Origin of the sequence: Paraburkholderia lebeckiae, from assembly GCF_014201005.1 — a bacterium.
GTDB lineage: Bacteria > Pseudomonadota > Gammaproteobacteria > Burkholderiales > Burkholderiaceae > Paraburkholderia > Paraburkholderia tuberum.
In genome coordinates this window covers 17,602-39,412 of the sequence record NZ_JACHDK010000031.1, presented here as the reverse complement: position 1 = coordinate 39,412, position 21,811 = coordinate 17,602, and the positions used below count along the sequence as shown (strand labels likewise).

At 56.7% G+C, this 21,811-nt stretch carries 18 protein-coding genes; 7 read left to right on the top strand and 11 right to left on the bottom strand.

The features are described from left to right. The first annotated feature begins 96 nt into the window (after positions 1–96). Entirely contained in the window at positions 97–1,149 is a 1,053-nt protein-coding gene (locus HDG39_RS31670) for an alkene reductase (RefSeq protein WP_184011830.1), read from the top strand. A gap of 162 nt (positions 1,150–1,311) precedes the next feature. Here the strand turns inward: HDG39_RS31670 and HDG39_RS31665 are convergent, their stop codons facing one another. Further along, positions 1,312–3,081 (bottom strand): FAD-dependent oxidoreductase, encoded by a 1,770-nt coding sequence (locus tag HDG39_RS31665; RefSeq protein ID WP_184011791.1) that lies wholly within the window; start codon positions 3,079–3,081, stop codon positions 1,312–1,314. A gap of 147 nt (positions 3,082–3,228) precedes the next feature. Between HDG39_RS31665 and HDG39_RS31660 the strand changes: the two genes are divergently transcribed. Continuing rightward, on the top strand, positions 3,229–3,660 hold the full coding sequence (locus tag HDG39_RS31660; RefSeq protein ID WP_184011789.1) for a BON domain-containing protein: 432 nt from the start codon (positions 3,229–3,231) through the stop codon (positions 3,658–3,660). 79 nt (positions 3,661–3,739) lie between these two features. Beyond that, complete coding sequence (locus tag HDG39_RS31655; protein ID WP_184011787.1) at positions 3,740–4,738, top strand: alpha/beta fold hydrolase; 999 nt, start codon at positions 3,740–3,742, stop codon at positions 4,736–4,738. An 84-nt stretch (positions 4,739–4,822) separates the two neighbouring features. On the opposite strand, the gene HDG39_RS31650 is transcribed toward HDG39_RS31655, so the two are convergent. Together HDG39_RS31650 and HDG39_RS31645 are read right to left on the bottom strand one after the other, a co-directional pair. Continuing rightward, positions 4,823–5,392: a carboxymuconolactone decarboxylase family protein gene (locus HDG39_RS31650; RefSeq protein ID WP_184011785.1), complete on the bottom strand. Its 570-nt coding sequence runs from the start codon at positions 5,390–5,392 to the stop codon at positions 4,823–4,825. Between the two features lie 115 nt (positions 5,393–5,507). Then, positions 5,508–6,533 carry an aldo/keto reductase gene (locus HDG39_RS31645; protein WP_184011783.1) on the bottom strand — a complete coding sequence of 342 codons (1,026 nt, stop codon included), beginning with the start codon at positions 6,531–6,533 and terminating at the stop codon, positions 5,508–5,510. A 268-nt stretch (positions 6,534–6,801) separates the two neighbouring features. On the opposite strand from HDG39_RS31645, the gene HDG39_RS31640 reads away from it, so the two are divergent. Then, positions 6,802–7,329: a TetR/AcrR family transcriptional regulator gene (locus tag HDG39_RS31640; RefSeq protein ID WP_260328409.1), complete on the top strand. Its 528-nt coding sequence runs from the start codon at positions 6,802–6,804 to the stop codon at positions 7,327–7,329. Positions 7,330–7,355: 26 nt separating this feature from the next. On the opposite strand, the gene HDG39_RS31635 is transcribed toward HDG39_RS31640, so the two are convergent. Then, positions 7,356–7,790: a DUF3331 domain-containing protein gene (locus HDG39_RS31635; RefSeq protein WP_184011779.1), complete on the bottom strand. Its 435-nt coding sequence runs from the start codon at positions 7,788–7,790 to the stop codon at positions 7,356–7,358. Between the two features lie 97 nt (positions 7,791–7,887). After that, positions 7,888–8,346, bottom strand: coding sequence for a hypothetical protein (locus HDG39_RS31630; protein ID WP_184011778.1), 459 nt, complete (start codon positions 8,344–8,346; stop codon positions 7,888–7,890). A 327-nt stretch (positions 8,347–8,673) separates the two neighbouring features. Between HDG39_RS31630 and HDG39_RS31625 the strand changes: the two genes are divergently transcribed. After that, positions 8,674–9,003: a LysR family transcriptional regulator gene (locus HDG39_RS31625; protein ID WP_184011776.1), complete on the top strand. Its 330-nt coding sequence runs from the start codon at positions 8,674–8,676 to the stop codon at positions 9,001–9,003. A gap of 289 nt (positions 9,004–9,292) precedes the next feature. Here the strand turns inward: HDG39_RS31625 and HDG39_RS31620 are convergent, their stop codons facing one another. The 3 genes from HDG39_RS31620 to HDG39_RS31610 form a co-directional block, all read right to left on the bottom strand. Continuing rightward, entirely contained in the window at positions 9,293–10,780 is a 1,488-nt protein-coding gene (locus HDG39_RS31620) for an efflux transporter outer membrane subunit (protein WP_260328406.1), read from the bottom strand. A 36-nt stretch (positions 10,781–10,816) separates the two neighbouring features. After that, the gene (locus tag HDG39_RS31615) at positions 10,817–14,011 is read right to left on the bottom strand and encodes an efflux RND transporter permease subunit (RefSeq protein WP_184011772.1); all 3,195 of its coding nucleotides are present in this window, start codon (positions 14,009–14,011) and stop codon (positions 10,817–10,819) included. Between the two features lie 96 nt (positions 14,012–14,107). After that, positions 14,108–15,289 carry an efflux RND transporter periplasmic adaptor subunit gene (locus HDG39_RS31610; RefSeq protein ID WP_184011770.1) on the bottom strand — a complete coding sequence of 394 codons (1,182 nt, stop codon included), beginning with the start codon at positions 15,287–15,289 and terminating at the stop codon, positions 14,108–14,110. A 1,545-nt stretch (positions 15,290–16,834) separates the two neighbouring features. On the opposite strand from HDG39_RS31610, the gene HDG39_RS31605 reads away from it, so the two are divergent. Together HDG39_RS31605 and HDG39_RS31600 are read left to right on the top strand one after the other, a co-directional pair. Next, the gene (locus tag HDG39_RS31605) at positions 16,835–17,215 is read left to right on the top strand and encodes a tautomerase family protein (protein ID WP_184011768.1); all 381 of its coding nucleotides are present in this window, start codon (positions 16,835–16,837) and stop codon (positions 17,213–17,215) included. 895 nt (positions 17,216–18,110) lie between these two features. Further along, a complete protein-coding gene (locus HDG39_RS31600; RefSeq protein ID WP_184011766.1) occupies positions 18,111–18,539 on the top strand; it encodes a hypothetical protein in 429 nt (142 codons plus the stop codon). A gap of 168 nt (positions 18,540–18,707) precedes the next feature. Here the strand turns inward: HDG39_RS31600 and HDG39_RS31595 are convergent, their stop codons facing one another. The 3 genes from HDG39_RS31595 to HDG39_RS31585 are packed head-to-tail and all read right to left on the bottom strand — an operon-like array spanning position 18,708 to position 21,773. Further along, complete coding sequence (locus HDG39_RS31595; RefSeq protein ID WP_184011764.1) at positions 18,708–19,721, bottom strand: relaxase/mobilization nuclease domain-containing protein; 1,014 nt, start codon at positions 19,719–19,721, stop codon at positions 18,708–18,710. 1 nt (position 19,722) lies between these two features. Further along, on the bottom strand, positions 19,723–20,259 hold the full coding sequence (locus tag HDG39_RS31590; RefSeq protein WP_184011762.1) for a plasmid stabilization protein: 537 nt from the start codon (positions 20,257–20,259) through the stop codon (positions 19,723–19,725). A gap of 8 nt (positions 20,260–20,267) precedes the next feature. After that, the gene (locus HDG39_RS31585; RefSeq protein WP_184011760.1) at positions 20,268–21,773 is read right to left on the bottom strand and encodes an LPD7 domain-containing protein; all 1,506 of its coding nucleotides are present in this window, start codon (positions 21,771–21,773) and stop codon (positions 20,268–20,270) included. Positions 21,774–21,811 lie beyond the last annotated feature (38 nt).

Here is a 21,811-nt window from a genome sequence, read left to right as displayed (position 1 = left end):
GAGGACTATTTATCCGGAACCTCGTCATCGGTAGTCTCGCCTCGGGCCATTTCAGCAGATGACACCGCAATTCCCGAAACTACAGAGCCAATGAACATGACAAACCTTTTTGAGCCCATCACGGTGGGCGATTTGCAGTTGAGCAATCGCATCTTCATGTCTCCCCTCACGCGTCAGCGAGCCGACGAAGGACGTGTACCCAATACCTTGATGGCGGAGTACTATGCCCAGCGCGCTACAGCCGGTCTCATCATCACAGAGGCGACGTCGGTTTCGGCGCAAGGGGTCGGCTATGAGAGGACACCGGGCATCTGGTCCGAAGAACACGTCGAAGGATGGAAACTAACCACACAGGCCGTTCACGCCGCAGGTGGAAAGATCTTTCTTCAGCTTTGGCATGTCGGCCGGATCTCAGACCCCTACTTTCTCGATGGCGCGCTCCCCGTCGCTCCGAGCGCAGTGAAGCCGGCTGGGCATGTTTCGCTACTACGCCCCGAGCGGCCGTATGTAACTCCCCGCGAGTTGCCAATCGGTGAGCTTGCCGGGATTGTGGAGACTTTTCGTGTGGGTGCGCAAAACGCGAAACGGGCGGGTTTCGATGGAGTTGAAGTGCATGGCGCCAACGGATACCTGCTGGACCAGTTTCTGCAAGACAGCACCAATATCCGCACAGATTCATACGGCGGTCCGATTGAAAATCGCGCGCGGTTGCTTCTTGAAGTCACTGACGCATGTATAGATGTGTGGGGAGCTGGCCGGGTGGGCGTGCATCTCGCACCTCGCGGCGATGTGTCGGACATGGGCGATTCGAATCCCGGCGAGACGTTTTCCTATGTGGCTCGAGAATTGGGAAAACGTAGGATCGCGTTCATTTGCTCGCGAGATGCACTTGATAGTAACTATCTCGGGGAGAAGCTAAAAGAAGAGTTTGGTGGTGTCTATATTGCGAATCAGGGATTCAACAAACAAAGCGCAAACCTTGCGTTGTCGGAGGGAAAGGCAGACGCGATTGCTTTCGGCATCAGTTTCCTGTCCAACCCTGATCTGCCGCGGCGACTTGCCAACGACCTTCCATTCAACGATGTACGACTAGACACGTTTTTCACTGCGGGGGCTACGGGATATACCGACTACCCGTCGATCGCCTGAACCAGACGCCAACCTCTTCGCTTGTCACTGGGTTGAAGGTCGTTGTGCGCGAATGCACAACGGCCTGAATCGACCCATGCTCAATATCGCTAGCCGACTCTCCAATGATAGAAGCCGTGCCATTGAGATCAGCATGGCGCCATCATTCTGCACGGGTCCAATTTAAATCGAGGCCTGCTCGATGAGTTGTTCAGGATGCGACGAAAGATAGCGATGTATCTGTGCTACGACTTGCGCTCCCTCGCCCACTGCGGCCGCGACACGTTTGGTCGACTCTGACCTCACGTCACCAATAGCGAATACGCCGGGGACCGTTGTTTCGAGCGACGCAGGAATATATTTCCCATGGTCCGTTGGCTGACGGCCCGTAATCACAAAACCGCCTGCGTCGGTCATGACGCCACAGCCACTAAGCCATTCGGTGTTTGGTATGGCACCGGTAAAGAGAAACAGGTGCCTCACCGGCAGTCTCAATGGTTCGGTGTTAGTCCTACACATCACCGAGGTCAACACGCCGGCCTCGCCCTCCAGCGATTCAATCTCCGTGCGCGAGTGGACAGTGACATTCCGCAACCCCGAGATCCGATCGATCAGGTATTTCGACATTGTTGCTTCGAGACCATCTCGTCGAATGAGCACATGAACGTGCTTCGCGTGGGAAGCCAGAAATACTATGGCTTGTCCGGCCGAGTTTCCTCCCCCGACAAGAACCACTTCGGAATCCGTGCACAATCTCGCTTCGACCGGAGATGCCCAATAGTAGATTCCCTTGCCCTCGAACTTCTCCAGATGCGGGATATTCGGGCGGCGGTATGCAGCGCCGGAGGCAATCACCACCGTTCTTGCACCGACTGCCACGCCATCTGCAAGCTGGACTTCGACCGGGTTGCTGTCACAACGAAGTGCTTGCGCGCCTAATGGGATCGAAAAGCGCGTGCCGAACTTTTGCGCTTGAACATACGCCCTACGCGCTAAAGCGTGACCCGAGATGCCAGTAGGAAAGCCGAGATAATTCTCGATTCGGGCGCTCGCGCCTGCCTGCCCGCCAGGCGCCCGGCTGTCCACCACCACGACGGACAATCCCTCGGAGGCCGCGTATACCGCTGTTGCGAGGCCAGCAGGTCCTGCACCTACGACCATCACGTCGTATGGTTTCGCCGAAACGATGTCCGACGCCAGACCGAGTCGCGTCGCAATTTCCACCTCCGAAGGGTTTCCAAGCACGGAGCCGTCGGGGAAAATGACTGCCGGAAGTTCCACATTGGAGTTTTGCAATCCAGCAAGCATTTCTTTGGCTTCCGACCCTCCACGAGTATCAATAGTCGAATGCGGGCAGCCATTCCGTCGAAGGAATTCCTGAAGTCTGACGATACTTACATCGTCAGCGTCTCCGACCAGAATCGGACCGCTGGTTTTTTCGATCAGACGAGCGCGTCGCAAGATCATTGAGCGCATCAGTCGTTCTCCGAAGTCAGCTTCGGCGACGATCATGGCCCTCAACCGTTCGGGCCTCACAAGGAGCGCGCTCACCTGACCAACGGCGGTCCCGTCTACGAGCGACGGCATGCCCGATAGTGTCGACGTCTCCGCGATAAACTGCCTTTCGAACAGGTCCGAGAGGTTTGAGCGGTTCCCCAGCCCATCACGGTGGGAGAGCCGCACTGTACCTGACACAATGACAAACATGCCTGGGGCGGCGACGCCGGTTTCCAGCAGCAACGCTCCATCCTCAAAAGTCTTTTCCTCCGCAAACTCGGATACGCGGGAGATCTCGTGGTCAGTCAGGTCGAAAAAAATCTGATGTAGCCTGCTATCCAGATTAGTCGGTTTGCGTTCCGTGTCTGCTGATTCCTGCGACATATCGCGTTGGTATCCCGTGTGTGTTTCGCTGCCAATGTTGGGAAACACGCGAGGCGTCATTTTTTCGTCCATTTTCTTTCTCCTGAAGGCCAAATATGTGACCTCGTGCGCCCTCCGTCCTGTCAGCCATTCTGATTCACAAACTCGATAAGTGAAATGTTCAATTCTCAAAACTCTATTCACTTCTCACGAATAATCACCTTGTTATCCTGAGCTACGATGGAGATCGTTTCAGAATTCACCGACTATCTAGGTCTGCCGGCACCCATCTGTGTTTCAAGGAGAGATCGTGGGAATTCGAAAAATCTACAGAGCCGTTGCGATCACTGTGGTGGCCGCAGTGTCGTCTCGGTGTTTGCTCAGAATACTGTTGCGGACGCTGCGAGCTCGCCAGTCGTCGCTCCGGCAATTTCAAAGGCCAACATTAGAGCTGAACACCGGGTCACCGTTAAAATGGTACGTCAGTCGCTGGTCAACACAAAGGGGCTCGATACATCGAAGATCTCCGTACTCGCTCGTGGTGAGACTATTGTTTTGACGGGAAGCGTGAAAGACGCCGGGCAAATCCAACTCGCAGGCGACACCGCAAAGGCAATAGCGGCCGGGAAGGTGATTGACAACCGACTAACGATTGCCGAGCCCGGAAATTGAAAGGGTAAGTTAGTACTGGTTCGCCGATAGATGCCTCAACCCCTCTCAATCTTTCTCTTTTATTCGCCAAGGAAGTTGAATGAAGATCAAACCCCTGGTCGCGGCGCTTTCCATAGTCTGCTCAACTAGTCTCATGACACCCATCCACGCTCAAACACTCGATCTAAACACGGCACCGGCGTCCGGGATTTCGGACGATGCATTGATCAAGGATTTGCCGGGCTTTGAGAGCAAATTCGCGACCGTCGATGGAATCAGGATTCACTATGTGATAGGTGGTCGAGGCGACCCTGTCGTGTTGCTGCCGGGGTGGCCAGAGACTTGGTGGGCGTATCACAAGATCATGCCGGAACTGGCGAAGAATCACCGGGTCATTGCCGTCGATATGCGTGGCATGGGTGCATCTGACAAGCCCTTAGACGGATACGACAAAAAAAGCATGGCCGGCGATATTGCTGAACTCATACATCAGTTGGGCTATAAACGGGCGGATGTGGTCGGCCACGACATTGGTGCGACGGTCGCGTTCAGTCTGGCTGCTAACCATCGTGATGAAGTCAATAAACTTGTCATGCTGGATGTAGCGCATCCATCCGCAGGCTATAGAAAAATCCCCATGCTGCCGGACCCCGACACCTTCGATGACAAGATCGACGAGGGCCATCTCTATCTATGGTGGTTTGCTTTCCAGCAGGTGAAAGGATTGCCGGAAGATTTACTGGAAGGTCGCGCGGGCCTGGAGCAGCAGTGGTTCTTTCGATACATGTTGAAAGATGAGAATGCTATCGACGCACGCGATAGAGCAGTCTACGCCGCTGCATATTCGAGTAGGGATGCCATTCGATCGAGTAATGCGTGGTATCAGGCCTTCAATCAGGACATCGCGGATGACGAGCAATATGCCACCTTGTCGGTGCCCGTTCTAGGGCTGGGCGGTCCAGGCTATAGACGCCTGAAGGCAACGCTCGATCAAAAGGCGCCGGATTCGCATACTTACAAGATCGAGGGCAGTGGTCACTTCATCGCCGAAGAGAAGCCAGCTGAATTGATGAGCTACCTGAATTCTTTCCTGCGCTAAACTGACCAGATCCGGCTCGGCGGGGCCGGATCTCGTTCTACCTATTGAATAAAAGCTTCATGATCTCACGTACACCCAGCGGGATTACTCGCCGCTCCCGGGAACTGGGATGTCGTAAGCATTGAGCAGGACCGAGACGAGCGAATAGTTCGCAATCAGGAAAATCAATTCCGCGGCACCGTCAGTTCCGAAGGCCAAAACAGCCGCCTTGTAAATATTCCCAGGCAACGGACCACCCGCCATTAGAGACGCGGCGACGTCATACGCCACGGCCTCTTCATCCGTAAGATCCACTGGACGTTGAGCAGTTGCGAGATTCTTTATCTTTTTTTCCGGGAGACCAATGAGCCGCGCGACCCGCTCATGAGCATAAATCTCATAAGGCGCCTTGTGCGCGGATCCAACGGTTAGAATCGCAACTTCCTTGACGGGCTTCGGAAGTTTTGAATATTTTGCAAGGGCGACAGTCAGCATCCACGCCGCCGATCCGTACTGCGGGAAATGCACCATCGGATTGAACGGACCGAGAAGTGCGCCATCCTTTGATTTTGCGGTGAAACCTCTCAGAGATTCTGAAACAACATGGTCGATCGATTCGTAGAGTGATTGCTGTTCGGATGAAAGTGCTGGCGGCGGAATTGGCACGAGTCGCATGAGGGATTCCAGCAAGAGAAGAAGTGTCAAAACCCGGCGAGTCAAGACAAGGGCGGCGCTCGACAGAAGACAGACCGTGATCTTCTTTCATTGCGCCCTCTCGCCGGAACAAGTATCAAACCGGAAACGGATTCCGCTCGCCGAAGCCTTCCTGATGCCAGTATGGGTAAGTGCGCCGAACCGCGCTCGCGGCATCCAGTCTTTGAACCTGCTCGCTGGTCAGGTTCCATCCAACCGCGCCCAGATTGTGGCGCAACTGCTCCTCGGTGCGCGCGCCGACCAACACGGTGGCGACCGTTGGCCGCTGAAGCAGCCAGTTCAGCGCCACCTGCGGGATGCTCCTCTCCGTTTCGACTGCGACAGCCTGCAAGGCATCCAGCACGCCATAGAGGTACTCATCAGGTACGGGAGGCCCTTGATCAGCCGTTTTGTGCAAACGGCTGATAGTCGGCAATGGCTGTCCCCGTTTGAGCTTCCCAGTCAAACGCCCCCACCCCAAAGGACTCCAGACTACTGCACCGACTCCCTGGTCAACCGCCACTGGCATCAACTCGCTCTCGTAGTCGCGCCCTATAAGGGAATAGTAAGCCTGGTGCGCGACGTACCGCGAGTAACCGTAACGATCCGCTTCGGCCTGTGATTTCATGAGTTGCCAACCGGAGAAGTTTGACGCGCCCAAATATCTGATCTTTCCGGAGCGAACAAGATCGTCCAGAGTGGACATCACCTCGTGAACCGGAGTCTTTGCGTCGAAACCATGTAGTTGAAACAGATCGATGTAGTCCGTTTGCAGCCGCTTCAATGCGCCGTCCACGGCGCGAATCAAATGGTAACGGGACGATCCCACACTGTTTGGCGCATCATCGAAACGGAACGTCGCCTTGGTAGATACGATAACCTTATCCCGACGACCTTTGATCGCCTCTCCCAAAACCGCCTCCGACGCGCCACTTGAGTAGACGTCCGCTGTATCGAACATCGAGATGCCACTGTCGAGGCATATATCGATCAGCCTGCGCGCCTCGGTCACATCAGTCGCGCCCCAGGCGCCGAAGAATTCACCTTGGCCGCCAAACGTGGCCGTTCCGAAACTCAGCACTGGAACTTTGAATCCAGATGCACCCAAATGCCTGTATTCCATAAAAATCTCTGCGTCCGTAGAGAGGAAATTGGAGGTAGACCAGGTTCATCTGGACTACCGCAACTATTGTAGCTTCACTTTTAGAAGTGTGCATGAGACACCCTCGCGCTGCGCCTCGAACAGCACCCGACATGCGGCCTTCTGGCACCTTACTTCCTTTTTTGAAGTTCAAAGTTTAAGATGCACCGATCAATTCCCTATCTCTGACTTGCGCGGACAACCAATGGGACACTCACGATCGGAAAAAATCGCGACGCATGGGCGAATCATGGACGCCGCGGCGCGTCGATTTCGCGAAGCTGGCATCGACGGGGCTAGTGTGGCGGAATTGATGCGCGAGGCCGGGATGACCGTAGGCGGTTTCTACCGACATTTTCCGTCGCGGGAAGCGCTCGTCGCTGAGGCGTTGGAGCAAGCTTTTTCCGACCTTGACCCGTGGGAAGAATTGGCCCAGGCCGATCTTACGGAGGCGATTTATCGTTATCTAACTGAAACTCATCGAGACACGCCACAAACCGGCTGCGCGCTGACCGCATTGATGAACGATACGGCTCGCCAAGGCGACGACGTGAGGACCGTGTACACCTCGCGTGTAGCGCGCACAGTCAGTGCTCTAGGAACCGGACAAGCCAGACTCCCCGAATCCTCCCGAAGAAATCGGGCATTCCTGATTCTGAGTGCCTGCGTCGGGGCAATGGGATTGGCTCGCGCGGTTGTCGATCCAGTCTTGTCACGCGAGATATTGGACAGTGTTGCAGCAGAACTCACCGAGTTCTGCGCAAGTTCCAAAGTCTAGATCTGTACCGGCTACCGGCGTAGCACTTATGCGAGTTGTTCGAATTGCTCTGCGAGCGCGTTTTCCACGGCGTCGACAGTTATGATCGCCGCGGCATTTACCGGTTTCAGGCCCCTACTCCGCGGTCGAAAAACATGGTCTCCGCACTTAACCGCAACATTGCTGATCGCGCAGCGTCCGGCGCGTGTCGCCACAACCATTTCCCAGATTTGGGCCGGGTAGTGACACATGGTCGAATCGCACCAACTGACCGTGATAGTGCGGTTGCCCATTCGCTCGACCACCCGGATGCTAGCACCGGAAAACTGGTCATAAGTAATGGGGATAAAAGCGTTCTTGCCCGTGATAGTCTGGTGCTGGGAATTTGATGCCAGACAGTCCGCGTCAACATCGGCGGAAATGCGGCTAAGGAGCTGTACGGTCTGTAGCCACGGGTCCAGATAAATTGAATTAGCTAGCATTTCTAACTCCGTAAGTAACATTGAGGTAATGGCACATATCGGTGCGATGACGGGAGCGCGGTGCAACGCCAACGCTCTTCTCATCGAAGCAGGCAAATCAATCTTTCGCATACTTGGTATTGGCCAGATACTTGGCGGTCACCAATGCGACGAAGGCGGCCTTTAACGCGCAATCTACAGTCGACAATAGGAATCGAACTGACGAATATTCGAGTTCAGTTGGTAACATCGGCGCAACTGCAACCACGCTGGCGGCGCACAGCAGAAAGAACGCTCCTGAAGCGCGGCTCGTACCCAGAATGGCGGCGACGCCGGTGCCGAGCCAGATCGTTCGAGAGACCAGAAGCGCGCCAACGCCCATCAAGCCGGTGTCGGCATCGAATTGCGCCGGCGAATCGGCGATGCACCAAAAACAGATCGCACCAACGGCCGGTGCGTACCGCGGCTGGCGATACCAGAACATCAATCTGGCCCGCAGCCTGCGACCCAGCTGACGCAATGTCTTTACTCTCGCGGTAGTTTCTGCCGCTATGAATTCAGCGTTGTCGACGTGCATTTTGTCCTCGTGGCGATCCGGTAAAGCCGTACTTGTATGACTGAAGTCTGCGGCATGAGCTCGGTCTCAAGGTAGTGAAGTATCGTTAAGCTTCGCTAATCTCCCTCGCTCACAATCTGGCTACCGCACGAGGCACCGTCGAACTGCGTGATTCGAGTTCAGGATGCTCACACCTATCAATGGCCTTTCGCAGCGGTAACAACCATTAACGGCCATTAACTGGACCACTGGATGCCTGGCGCCGACCATGTCAATCAACTACCAGTCCCGACCCGGAACTCCGGTGATGGACACTCCCTTGTTTGACATACTTCTGGAGATAGTGAAATGGACCGTCTCAAGGCACTTGAAGTCCTTAGAGCAGTTGTTGATCACGCAGGCTTTTCCCGTGCGGCTGAAACGATGCAGATGTCGACTTCAACGGCAACACGGTTGATCCAGGAGCTCGAGGACGAAATGGGCGTGCGCATCCTGAATCGCACAACGCGAAAGATTGCGCTGATATCGGTTGGCGAATGTGTTTACCAACGCGCAACGTCGCTACTTTCGTCATATGACGGGTGCAAGGACACGTGGATGCGGCGCTTGGACTCGCTAGACTGGCCACTTCGCGGAAAGTCTATTTTGAACGGTCCGAATGTCAGCGAATATTGTTGATTCATTACGCTACCTGTTGTCTTGTGCCGATTGCCGTCGCGAGTGTAACAAACGCATTCACTGAAAAGGAGACGGCTCGCCCCTCTCATCTCCAGACCCAACTCGTCTACCGGCAAGCCCTCTTTGCCAGATTGGCTTGCGATTGCCAAGCCGCGGCTTGCTCGCGGAGCGTCAAACCGGCAACACAAGACGTCACTAGCAGCATGAATTCACTCTGCGTCGAGCGCAATGGTCCGGTCCGGATGCCATGACCACTCCACGCCATCGACATGGCATCCATTGCGGGAACCTACTCCCCACTAGCAAGCGGAGAGACCACCGGCATCCCGCCCCATCCACCGCCGAGCGCTCTGATCAGATTCACGGACGCGACCGCCTGTACGCCGGACAACTGTACGGCGGTCCTCTGCGACTGCAATACAGTCCGATCTGCATCGATCACGTCGAGATAATTGACCGCCCCTTCCAGGTACTGGGTTCTCGCGATCTGTGCTGCTCGGCTAGACGCCGCAACTGCTTCGGCTTGAGTGCGTGTCTGATCCTTCAGGATGCGAAGCTCAGAGAGGTTATCTTCCACTTCGCGAAAGGCGACAAGCACCTGCTCCCGGTAGCCAGCGGCATCTTCGTCGAAAACCGCCCTCGCATTCGCCAGGTTACCGGCGCGACGCCCGCCATCGAATATCGGCAATGTCAGCGCGGCGCCGGCAAGCGGTCCCAAAACGAATGCTCTACTTGACCACTTGAAAAGATCACCCAGCGTCGCGGCTTCGAACCCGGCAGCGCCCGTTATGGACAGTGCCGGAAAATAGGCGGCCTTGGCCACACCGATTCGGGCATTCGCAGCCTGCATGGCGCGCTCGGCGGCGGCTATATCTGGCCTGCGCTCAAGAAGAGAAGAAGGTAGTCCCGGTGGTATTAGCAGTTGTATGGGAACCAGAGGATTGGCCGCCATTGTAAATTCCTCCGGCGTCTTCCCTAATAGCACGGCGAGACTGTGTTCGGCCGTTGCCCTCGACCTCTGGGCGGTCATCGTGTCAGACTGCGCGGCGGCGAGCTCGGTCCGGGCTCGCGCCAGATCAAGTTCGTCGACCTGCCCTCCATCGAACCGCTTCTGGGTCAGTGACAGCGACTGCTGCCGCAACGAAACCGTTCGCGCGTAGACGTCTAACTCCGCGTCAAGCTCCCGCACGTTGAAGTAATTTTGCGCGACGTCCGCCTGAAGAGTGAGCTGCACAGATTTAAGCAGAGCCTCGCTTTGCTCGCTCTCCGCTTTTGCCGCTCTCACGGCATCCGACACCCGTCCGAAAAGGTCCGCTTCATACGATGCAGTACTCTGCGCACGCCAAATCGTCTGCGCGGGAATATCGTTTCCATCGGGCTGGAACAGGGACGTCGGTGAGACTTTTTCCCGGGTCGGCCCGAACCCCACCCCGACCGTCGGGAAAAGATTCGAACGAGTGGTTTGTTGAAGCGCTCTCGCCTCGTTGACCCGGGCCGCCGCCGCTTTCAGATTCTGGTTGGCCGAAAGTGCCTGCTCTTCGAGATCGTTGAGAAACGGGTCGCCAAACACTGTCCACCATTGCCCTCGCGCGATCGCATCGGACGGTTGCGCGACTTTCCAGGCGCCGGTGTCGGCATTGGCACCCTCTGCGGACACCAATGTGATGTCCGGCGGCGCCTCCTTGAATGCGGCGGAAACATTGTCATCAGGTCGGGCGCATTTCGGAGCGAGTGAACAGGCGCCGAGGCAACATAGAAAAGTAATCAACGCGGGCATGCGACCGCGGTCGGCATAAAAGTATGTCATGTTTGACTAGGCCTCAACCGAGCTGGATACGCCTTGCAGGTGTGGATGAAGCCCGTGCTTGTCCACCAGTTTCCCGCCGCCCGCAAGTTTTCTGAGTACCACGTAGAACACCGGTGTAAGCAGCAAGCCGAATAGGGTTACACCCAACATTCCGAAGAACACAGCGACACCCATGGCTCTTCGCATTTCTGAACCAGCTCCCGAAGACAGCATGAGAGGGACAACGCCCATAATGAACGCAATCGACGTCATCAGAATCGGTCGAAGACGCATGCGACTCGCCTGAATTGCGGCATCCAGCGTAGACAGCCCCTGCATTTCCAGCTCGCGGGCGAACTCTACGATCAGAATTGCGTTTTTTGCTGATAAGCCGACCAGAACCATCAGCCCGATCTGCGTGAAGATGTTGTTGTCTCCATGAGTGAGCCAGACTCCCACCAAGGCCGACAAAATGCTCATCGGCACGATCAGAATGATGGCCAGTGGCAGGGTAAGGCTTTCATAGAGCGCCGCCAGCACCATAAAGACCAGCAGGACGCTGATCGGAAAGACCCATAACGCGGCGCTACCCGCGAGGATTTGCTGATACGTCAAATCGGTCCATTCAAATTTGACACCTCGCGGCAACGTCTCCTTTGCAATACGCTCGACCGCCGCTTGCGCCTGGCCTGACGAATAGCCTGGCGCTGGCTCGCCGTTCACGTCGGCCGCCGTATACCCGTTGTAGCGAACCACCGAGTCCGGACCGAACGTCGGCGAAATCCTGACGAGAGATGAGAGCGGGACCATCTCTCCTTTGTCGTTGCGCGTTTTCAGCAGGCCGATGTCGTCAGGGTGAGCACGGAAAGGCGCATCAGCCTGGACTCGTACCTGGTACACGCGCCCGAACTTGTTGAAGTCGTTGACGTACAGCGAGCCCAGATAGACCTGCATCGTATTGAATACGTCGGTCACGGAAACGCCCAACTGCTTGGCTTTAACGCGATCCAGATCCACGTTGAGCTGCGGCACGTTTATCTGGTAGCTCGTGAAAGAAGGGCCTAATTCGGGTGTCTGCGCGGCCCGCTTCATGAACGTCTGCACGGCTTCGTTCAAAGCCGTGTATCCAACCGCGCCGTGATCTTCGATCTGGAGTTTGAATCCACCGAGAAATCCCAAGCCAAGCACGGGCGGCGGCGGGAAAACCGCCACGAAGGCTCCCTTGATCGTCGACAGCCGCTTATTCAGTTCCGCTGCAATATGCACGCCATTCATCGACGAAGATTTGCGTTCCTCAAACGGGGTCTCTCCAAGAAAGATGACGGCGGAACTTGAAGAACTTGCAAAACCATTGATCGAGATGCCCGGGAATTGAACAGCCGATTCGATACCGGGGGTCTTCAGCGCAATATCTCCGAGTTCGCGCACGACCTCTTCGGTACGGTCAAGCGATGCGCCGTTGGGCAATTGCACGATGGCAACGAGGTATTTCTTGTCTTGCCCTGGAACAAACCCGCCAGGCACGACTCGCGACATGAGAACAGCCATGCCTAGCAGGACCACGTAAACTCCCAGTAGAATCGCCTCGCGATTCACCACTTTGGTCACGCCGCGCCCGTAGCCTTCGGAGCCTCGATGGAAAACTTTGTTGAAGGCGCCGAAAAATCGACCGAACAACTTGTCCATCGCGCGGGTGAGCCAATCTTTCGGCTCATGATGTCCTTTTAACAGGAGAGCAGACAGCGCCGGTGATAGTGTCAAGGAATTGAACGCAGAGATCACTGTCGAAATCGCAATGGTCATCGCGAATTGCTTGTAAAACTGTCCCGTAAGGCCGCTCATGAAAGCGAGCGGTACAAACACCGCAATCAGCGTCAGCGCGATCGCGATGATCGGCCCGCTTACTTCCTGCATCGCCTTGTAGGTTGCATCTCTTGGTGAAAGGCCAAACGCGATGTTTCTCTCGACGTTTTCAACCACCACAATCGCATCGTCGACAACAATCCCGATCGCCAGCACCATCCCGAAGAGCGATAGCGCGTTGATTGAAAACCCGAATGCGAGAAGCAGAGAGAACGTACCGACAATCGACACAGGAACAGCCAGCAAAGGAATAATCGATGCACGCCATGTCTGCAAAAAAACGATAACCACCAGAACAACCAGCGCAATGGCTTCGATAAGCGTATGGACTACCGCCTCGATGCTTGAACGAACGAATTGCGTAGGGTCATAGACGATTTCATAGTCGACTCCTGGCGGAAAGTCGCCCTTCAGTTCCTTCATCGCTTCGCGCACATGATCCGATATTTGCAGCGAGTTCGCGCCCGGCAGCTCATAAATCGTCATCGCTACCGCAGATTGATTATTCAGCAATGAACGGCGTGCGTATTCCGAGGCACCGAGCTCGATTCGAGCGACGTCGCGCAAGTGTGTTACTGCGCCGTCCGGTGCAGTCTTAAGCACGATGTCGCCGAACTGCTCCTCGTTTTGCAGACGCCCTCTTGCATTGACATTCAGTTGAAGCGGAACGTTGGGTAGCGATGGTGAAGAGCCAATCTGACCGGCGGCAACCTGAAGGTTCTGCTCACGGATCGCACTGATGATGTCACTCGAGGCAAGGCCTCGAGCTGCGACTTTTTGCGGATCGAGCCATACTCGCATCGAATAATCGCCTGCACCCCAAAGCGTGACCTGTCCAACACCAGGAATGCGTTCGAGCCTATCGCGCACATTGATCAACGCATAGTTGCGAAGATAGTTGATGTCGTACTTGGCATTAGGCGACACAATGTGGACGACCATAGTCAGCGTGGGCGACGACTTGATGGTCGTCACACCGAGTCGCTGCACATCTTCAGGCAAACGCGGCAGCGCCTGCTGAACCCGATTCTGGACCAATTGCTGCGCCAGATCGGGATTCGTGCCGAGCTTGAACGTGACGGTCGTCGACATATTGCCGTCGCTGTTGGCCTGCGACTCCATGTACAACATGTTCTCTACGCCGTTAATCTGCTCTTCCAGAGGCGATGCCACCGTTTCCGCGATCACTTTTGGATTGGCGCCAGGGTACTGGGCGTTGACAACCACAGACGGCGGCACGACTGCCGGATATTCGGAGACCGGCAGGGCGAACATCGAAATCATGCCCGCCAGCAAAATCACCGACGACATCACACCGGCAAAAATTGGCCGATCGATGAAAAACTTGGAGATATTCATAAGTTGCTCTGGATCTGCGTTAGATGCGGGTTCTCTACGGGAGACGCGCGCCTCTCGATGTAACAGGTCGAGAATTGCGCTTTTACCCAGAACTCCCTACGAGGTACCTTTGGCAGCAATGGTGGCGTGGGACATCTTGACCATGTTCGCCTTGACCAGATCGTTTGGACGAATACGCTGCAATCCGTTGACAACGATTCGCTCGCCCGGCTTGAGCCCGCTCTGGACAACTCGTAAGTCGTCATGTTCCGGTCCTAGCACGATTTCCCGGTACTGAACCTTGTTGTTCGTGTCGACGACCATGACAAACTTCTTGTCCTGATCGGTGCTCACCGCAGCGTCGTCAATCAGGATTGCGGGATGCGGTGCGCCTCCACCGACCTGTACGCGCGCATACAGGCCGGACAACAGCACACGATCTGAATTCTGAAAGCGAGCCCGGACACGAATCGTCCCTGAAGTGGTGTCCAATCTGTTGTCGATCGAGTCAATCGTTCCTTGTCGCGAATAGCCATCTTCGTTGGCGAGACCTAGCGAGACGGGTACAGGCGTTGCGGAATCGTGACTGAGATATTTGAGGTATGTCTGCTCATCAACATCGAACGAAGCGTAAATAGGCGAGATCGAAACCAGGGTAGTCAGCAATGGAGCACTCGCGCCTGTCGACACAATGTTGCCCACCGTCATCTCTGCCCGCGAGACCTTTCCGGAGACCGGCGCGACGATGTTCGTGTAGCCCAGATTGATTCTCGCGCTCTCGAGCGCCGCTTCTGCGGCTTTGACATTGGCTATCGCTTCGCGAGCAGCGTTTTGCGCAAGATCGTAGTCTCGCCTGGCGATCGCGTTGTCCTTCAGAAGGCGCTCAGCACGTGCCGCGTCCGTCGAGGCATACCCACTACGGGCCTGCGCAGCAAGAAGATCGGCCGACGCATGGTCGACGGCGGCGACATACAGCCGTGGATCGATGGTGAAAAGGGGATCGCCCTTTTTCACCTGGGCACCGTCCTTGAAATGGACCGCAACAATCGTCCCCGAGACCAAAGGACGCACCTCAACCCTGTCAATCGCCTCCAGTCGTCCCGAATACGACTGATAGTCGGTGATTGATTCGGCCAGCACCGTGGCAGCGTCAATTTCAGTAAGCGGCGGCGTATTCGCCGCAATCGCCGAACTAACGATTGATCCGTCAATGCCCTTGTAAACCACAACAGAACCAACGACAAATGCTGCGGCGATGCCGCCTGCTGCGCCAAATTTCCAAAAGAGTTTTATGGACATTTCCAGCTCCTGTAGAGTCAACCAACCATCCCGAAACTCCCCTTCCTATCGCGCATCCGGCGCAACCTGTGCAGTCAAAACGGCGGAACACCGGAATGCGGGTAAAAAAGAACTACGCCCTATCCTTGAGCGAGGTTTCGCAAGGTCGAAGCGGTGAAATCGAGCAGCACCCAAGGCCGAGGGCAGGCGCTCGTTGTATTTAAAGACCGCACGCGAACGCGGATTCCCGGTGGGCCGCCATGCGCCTAAGCGACTGAACAGCTGTGGTCGTCTAACCGATGTCATGCAAGTGCGAGGAGCCTGCGGTTGAACTGGACATCGGTATGCGAGCGCCCCAACTAGCCGCAGTAATCGAGCGAATTCTCACCTAAGGAAAACCCTCGATAAATGTGTTAAAACCAGAACACAATTAACTGAACATGAACAATCCAGCATCGCACTACCGGTCCTTTCCTCCCGCGCACGCCGACTGCCGGTTGGCCACGCTTGTCAGGACCGCGTAGCATCAATCGCAGCGCTCTGGCACGGCGCGCGTAGCTATCAGGCGGCGCGGCACTAGACGCTGCTGGTGAGCCGAAGGACGTCCAGAATCACTCCATATTCATCGCCGGATAGTTGATCGCCGCAGGACGTGATCAGCTCATCCATCGTATCGGCCAACCGCGACACCCGATAGAGCGCGTCACCGGCGATCGGCCAACACCGCATGAGAAATGCGAGCGGTATGACGCGTCGCCGTTCGCAAAAGAGATCGAATAGTTGAATACATAGATCGTCTATTCCACGATCTGATGACCGCCTCACCTGCTCTCTGACATAGTCCATATCGCAGCGCCCTTCATATGCAAGGTCCGACTTTCGTCCAGCATGTCCGCGGCTCGGAGTTGTTCCGACGCGGCGTACATCGATACCCCAAATCGCGGTATGCCTTATTCAGCCGAGAATACCTCGTGGCGACTCCTGGTCCTGTCACTCACTACCCAGCGTTCGAACAGTCATTCGCCTGGATCCATCGGCATGCATTTAACACAGATCGAGAGCAGTTTGCGCACAGCCTGCTCAATGCAATGGCTGCCGTCGTACTCCCCGATTGTCTTAGCAATCTAACGGAGATGGCCGATCAGGTCCGCGTGTATTACTACACAGCCCGCGAACCCAAGTCATATTTGGAGGTGTCACCGTATCGCCCTTTTTTGACTGGTGAGTTCGCGTAAAGAATTCGTGACTGCGGGTCACCGTGAAGTGAGAAGCAAACATGCCCGATGACCCTGCGACTGCATCTGATCACACGGTAGCTAGTTCCCGGGGAAAGCCACCTGGAGCCGGAAAGAGGGGGAAGGATCGACTTGGAGAGACGCCCGCACAAACGTTCACCACGAGGGCGCACGCTAATCTTTTGGAGATTTAAATCCGTAGGCCTACACTGTTCAGTTACACCCCGCCGACGCCATAATGGCACTGTGCCGTCTACGTGAAAAATCACCGCTCACCTTGAGGTAGCACTTTTGCCAATGCCGACTGGTACCTCACAACCGGAGAAATAAAATGCCTCTCGTACGCATCAATATGGCGCTCGGCCAAACCGAGGACTACCGTACCGCCGTCGCCGATGAAGTCTACAAAGCCATGACAGGTGCAATGAATGTGCCCGTGAACGACCGCTTTATGGTGGTTAGCGAACACAACGCGTCCGACATGATTGCGGATCCAGGTTATCTCGGCATCGAACGTTCACCGAAGGTCATCTTTGTTCAGATCACTCTTAACAGTGGAAGAGACGTCGACATAAAGAAAGCCTTCTATAAAGCTCTTGCAGACGGCTTATATGAGCGAGTGGGCTTACGACGGGAGGATCTCTTCATCAGCCTCGTCGAGGTTGCAAAGGAAAACTGGTCCTTCGGTAACGGAATCGCACAGTACGCTTAGAAATCGACTACAGAAACTTTGAGTCTCGTGGGACGCCGGACTGATTCCATAACGGTCCCTCGTGTTACGTACTCTGGCCTTATCAACGGCGATCCCTACTGAACGAGCGTAGGAAATTTGTCTTGCGACCGGCCGGTAAGGATCGCATTCATATGATTGATCGACTTGCGCTTCCTCGGCGCGATCGCTGTTCCTCCATTCCCTCCGCGCCGTTAATCGGCGCGACGATGCGGCACCGAACGGGCGCCGGCTCCACTTCAAAAATCCCGCCAACGTCTCGCCAACGCCACCTTCGCGCCCTGTCGCCGGGGGAGATGTGCTTTGCTACATCGTGGCGAAGAATGCAATAAAAATAATCTTCTCTGCGTCCCCGGCTTTCCGCATTATCTGCGCTTGTCATTCGAGTCGGTGTAGCGAACGCGATAGCAGGTAGGGAATCAAAAGGAGAGCTTCGCGCGACTTGCGAGTGCAGTTCCACCGCTTGTCGCAAGTTTGAGTCTGCAATAGGCGTTGCAATCTGGCACGACCTATTTCGGTTTGCTAAGGATTCCAACTTCTCCCTTGCAGTGTTTCTGCAGACAACGACAGCGCTCCCGCACTCAATGTATCCATCTCCGTTAAGCTGGTGAAGCACTCACAAAGTCAGTGGCAAGGATCCGATCGCAGTTTTGCGTGGGCGCACGGAGACAACGATCGACCTGTCGCATTCTCTGACAATCAGTGACCGGCACAGTGATGTGCCACCTCGTGTCTCCAACCACACCTTTCTTGACCGCTCAACGAAAGCCACGTTGCATTCGCCCGACGACCGTCTATATTGGGGAAGAAGATAGCGAGACATGTCTTTCCTGCGAATCCAGCGCTGAAAGGAGCACCTCGCAGAGGAGAACGTCGCATGGACATCCTGAAGCTCGCCATCGTCGTGGCTATCCTGTGCGGGGTTGCAAAGGGAATCCAGCTATTCAGTCGCCATTGCCGGCGCCGGTTCGGTTGCAGTTTCTTTTCGGCGCGTGACTTCTGGCTCGCGGCAATCGGCATCAATTTCCTCTGGTGGGGATACTATTTCTGGGTAACTGCCCCGCTTCGCCATACGCAGCCGCCGGGCGGACTTGTCCTCATGGCGATGGGCCTCGCTATGGCGATCTGGCTGGTAGTTGAAAACGTTCGTGACACCGACCTCCTTCACGGCATCGGCGGCTCGTCGCTCCAGTTTGTACTGTTTTTCCCTGTTGCCCTCTACGGTATTCCCCTTCTCGTGATCGTGATTTTCTTCCGGCTTTTCGCGACTTATAAGGGCGGCCCTGCATGGTTTGTCGATCCATAATCCTTGAACAGAGGCCCATTAGTTGGAGCCCGCTCACGGCCGCATGAAGAAGTGCCGTGGCGTCGGCAAACACCTCCATATGGGCAGAGATGCAGCGGAAAGCGCAAGAGCAGGGTATTGGCGAGATGCCGATTGCCGCCGATCCGAGGCAATCTGGGCATCTCCGCATCAACGCTCGACGTCCGGACCTGTTTTATCGGGTTGGGCGCCACGGTCCGGCACTATGGGACTCACGCCGACGGGCTCCCTTTCCGGTCGCGGTCCAATAGCTGGCGCATCCCGCTGCACTGGCATTGCTTTCACGAAATCCACAATGCCGACAGCCATCGCCCGATCCGGTCTTGTGGGCGACGCTGCCATCATCTGCGCTACCTCCCGCCACGCAGCAAATACTCCATCGTGAGACTTCCAGCCTGCCTGCCTCTGCTCCGTGCTCGCGACCGCCCGCCAGTACATCGGCACTTCTCCACGCGCCAGCATATGCGCGACACCTTGCCCGGGATAACGCTGCGTAATACCGCGCGTGCGCCGGGGTGTCGCATTCGCTTCGACGCCGTGCTCGCGAAGCTGCTCTGCGAACCGTTGACGCCAGCGCCAAAGATCCTGCTTACGCGGATTGAGACGCCGACCATCCGGCCCACGCACCTGCACGCTCAGATGGATATGCGGATGAGCCTCGTCGTCGTGCGCCGCAAACACATAAGCGCGCCCATCCCCGAACTCGAGCGCCGCGAAATCCCGTGCAGCATCGCGCACGGCCTGTCGGTTCGTCCCTGGCGGCATCGACAGCAGAATATTGAATACCTCACGACGGGTATTCGTTTCCGGAATCCCCCACCCTCCGAGTTGCCAGGTCCGCACAAGGTCACGTACAGCGTCGGCACCAGCAATCGAGTCCCCGTTCTGGTCTTCCAGTTCGACCTGCCCGTTGCGGGAGATATAGCGCAAGTGCCGACGCACCGCGCCCATACCCTGAGCACTCGACGCCTTGTTGGTGATTTTGATCATGACTTCAGGCGAGCGCCTGAGTGTCCGGGCCAACTGATCGCGCATGCGCGTGGCTTCATCACGCATGCCTGCACGCGAAAGCCGCTGCGCGCGGGCATGCCTGAACGGTTCCTGAAACAGACGGTCGCCCCAGTTCAAAAGCATCGCATCAATGTAGACCTTCGGATAAGGCATGTCACCGGCTCCATCGATCAAGGTTCGCGCGAATTACGGCTGCCACGGCGCGCAGATGAACATCTATCACGTCCCGGATTGCGTCCATATTTCCACCCCCATTTCGTCCGATATCTGCCAAACTCCCGTCACGCGCGATCTGTCCAAGCCACCGATTGATCGCAGCAAGGTGCCGGTTCGAATCCGTCAGCGCTTGCATCTCCTGCACGCCGAACTGGGGTTCCTTCATGAACTGCGCTCGGATCAACGCCACAATCCAGCGGTTGCTGGTCAGGCCCGACACCACTGCTCGCCGCTCGAGCGCCTCCTGTTCAGCGAGCGTCAGCCTGATCTCGATTCGAGCGCGAGGAACGCCGATAGCGCTCCATCGGAGATTTGCTTCGGCACGGATGTCGGTGTCGTCAGCGTCGGCACGCAGTGCGGATGCCATCAGTTGCCGCACGCCTTCACCAACCGTCATGCCCCTGCGCGCGCACCATTGATCCCAACCCGGCCGCATTTCGCCGAGTTCAACGCACAGGCGTTCGCGCTGAGGCATGGCTCCCTCTAGCGCGCAGGTGAGGGTTCGGTGGGTGTCCGCTCGATCTCGCGGACCGGTGCATGCCCGTCACCCGGCCGTGCCCGGCGGTCCCGCTCCGAAGGTGCTTTCGGATCAAAGACCTTCGGCCGCGGCAATGGGATACCCTCCCTGCCGAACGCGTCCAGCAACTGTTCGGCACGCCGCTGCACGCGTGAAATCGACCGCACGCTGAACCCCTGCTCCCGCATGGCGCCGACCAGAACGGCCAGGTGAAGAACCTTGTCCTCGTCGGATATCGTGGAAGGCTGACGTTCCTGCCTGTCCTCGTTCGCCGGCTTGCCAATAGGAGCCGTGGCACGATCGAATGCGCGCCCGGAGCGGGACACGGACCCGGCCACCGAGCGTTCGCGCTCCACCACTTCGACCTGCCAGGTATTGCGGTAAAAGTCCTTCTCTTCCTCGCCCACCACCATGCCGCGGTCATCGAGGATCGGCACATTCACCGTGACGAGCCGCCGACCCAGGTTTTCCAGCGTGATTTGCTGCCCGGGTTCGGCACGCGACTCCAGCACCGCCCGTTCGAGATCGACACCCCAGACAACGTGATCGGCACCCGTCGCATCGCAGAACACCGCGTAATACGAGTCGCTGCGAGCCGGGTTGTTCTGATAGGGTGCGCGGCCATGTTCGCGCAGTTCGCCGGCATACCGCCGCGGAGCATCAGGCTCGTCGCCAGTCGCCGGCTGTCGTTCAACCTGGCGCGACCCCACATGTTCTCCGGTGCGGGACGGCGCCGCGCGAAATGTGTCGCTCACTCCCACAGGTATTCCGGTTGTGGACGCGGATGCGGGCACCGACGTGCTGGTCTCTTCGGCACGCGCTTGCGACGTGGCCGCAGGCATCGACGCATCGGCCTCGATCCAGTTGTCCATGCGCGACTGCCGGGCATCCGCCAGACGCGCGAGGTCTGCTGCTTTTGGCTCGTAGCCACTCACCTCGATGCCGAGCAACGTCCCCCGCAGCCACACTTCGCTTCGGAATACCTCATGTCCCGACACCCGAACGCGACGCCACGACTTTGCCGCCACGATGTCTACCATCGACTCCACGACGTCCGGCCGATTGTGTTCCGTGACGAGGTATGGTCCCAGATCCTCGAACGCGAGCTGATACGGTGCATCTTTGAGGAAATACTGGTGACACGCACGCAGGTAGCGCTTGCGAACCCGTTCGGGCGGCTGATCAAGTGGCACGCGCGCCGTGTCGTTGTTCCCCGGCGGCGCATCTGCAGTCGGAGCCGTACCGGGCTGCCGTACCGCCTTATCATCGTCGCGGATCGCCTGATCACGCAGGCGTGAGCGCGCCGCGTCAAACTCGCGGCGGCGCCGGGCTGATACGGCATCCAGCGCGGCCGCGTCCAGCTGACGGCTCCGACCATCGTCACCGGACTGCTCCGCAAACCCCGGACGCCCGGGAATATCCTGCTCGATCACGTTGATGACCGGAGCGGCAAAAGGAGATGTTTCAGTCATGATGCGACCTCTTCCTGATCAGGTACGACTCGCCACAA

What these genes read in the sequence shown, in the direction of transcription:
- HDG39_RS31670 (WP_184011830.1), top strand. Translation starts at nt 97, where the DNA reads ATGACAAACCTTTTTGAGCCCATCACGGTGGGCGATTTGCAGTTGAGC.
- HDG39_RS31665 (WP_184011791.1), bottom strand. Translation starts at nt 3,081, where the DNA reads ATGGACGAAAAAATGACGCCTCGCGTGTTTCCCAACATTGGCAGCGAA.
- HDG39_RS31660 (WP_184011789.1), top strand. Translation starts at nt 3,229, where the DNA reads ATGGAGATCGTTTCAGAATTCACCGACTATCTAGGTCTGCCGGCACCC.
- HDG39_RS31655 (WP_184011787.1), top strand. Translation starts at nt 3,740, where the DNA reads ATGAAGATCAAACCCCTGGTCGCGGCGCTTTCCATAGTCTGCTCAACT.
- HDG39_RS31650 (WP_184011785.1), bottom strand. Translation starts at nt 5,392, where the DNA reads ATGCGACTCGTGCCAATTCCGCCGCCAGCACTTTCATCCGAACAGCAA.
- HDG39_RS31645 (WP_184011783.1), bottom strand. Translation starts at nt 6,533, where the DNA reads ATGGAATACAGGCATTTGGGTGCATCTGGATTCAAAGTTCCAGTGCTG.
- HDG39_RS31640 (WP_260328409.1), top strand. Translation starts at nt 6,802, where the DNA reads ATGGACGCCGCGGCGCGTCGATTTCGCGAAGCTGGCATCGACGGGGCT.
- HDG39_RS31635 (WP_184011779.1), bottom strand. Translation starts at nt 7,790, where the DNA reads ATGCTAGCTAATTCAATTTATCTGGACCCGTGGCTACAGACCGTACAG.
- HDG39_RS31630 (WP_184011778.1), bottom strand. Translation starts at nt 8,346, where the DNA reads ATGCACGTCGACAACGCTGAATTCATAGCGGCAGAAACTACCGCGAGA.
- HDG39_RS31625 (WP_184011776.1), top strand. Translation starts at nt 8,674, where the DNA reads ATGGACCGTCTCAAGGCACTTGAAGTCCTTAGAGCAGTTGTTGATCAC.
- HDG39_RS31620 (WP_260328406.1), bottom strand. Translation starts at nt 10,780, where the DNA reads ATGCCCGCGTTGATTACTTTTCTATGTTGCCTCGGCGCCTGTTCACTC.
- HDG39_RS31615 (WP_184011772.1), bottom strand. Translation starts at nt 14,011, where the DNA reads ATGAATATCTCCAAGTTTTTCATCGATCGGCCAATTTTTGCCGGTGTG.
- HDG39_RS31610 (WP_184011770.1), bottom strand. Translation starts at nt 15,289, where the DNA reads ATGTCCATAAAACTCTTTTGGAAATTTGGCGCAGCAGGCGGCATCGCC.
- HDG39_RS31605 (WP_184011768.1), top strand. Translation starts at nt 16,835, where the DNA reads ATGCCTCTCGTACGCATCAATATGGCGCTCGGCCAAACCGAGGACTAC.
- HDG39_RS31600 (WP_184011766.1), top strand. Translation starts at nt 18,111, where the DNA reads ATGGACATCCTGAAGCTCGCCATCGTCGTGGCTATCCTGTGCGGGGTT.
- HDG39_RS31595 (WP_184011764.1), bottom strand. Translation starts at nt 19,721, where the DNA reads ATGCCTTATCCGAAGGTCTACATTGATGCGATGCTTTTGAACTGGGGC.
- HDG39_RS31590 (WP_184011762.1), bottom strand. Translation starts at nt 20,259, where the DNA reads ATGCCTCAGCGCGAACGCCTGTGCGTTGAACTCGGCGAAATGCGGCCG.
- HDG39_RS31585 (WP_184011760.1), bottom strand. Translation starts at nt 21,773, where the DNA reads ATGACTGAAACATCTCCTTTTGCCGCTCCGGTCATCAACGTGATCGAG.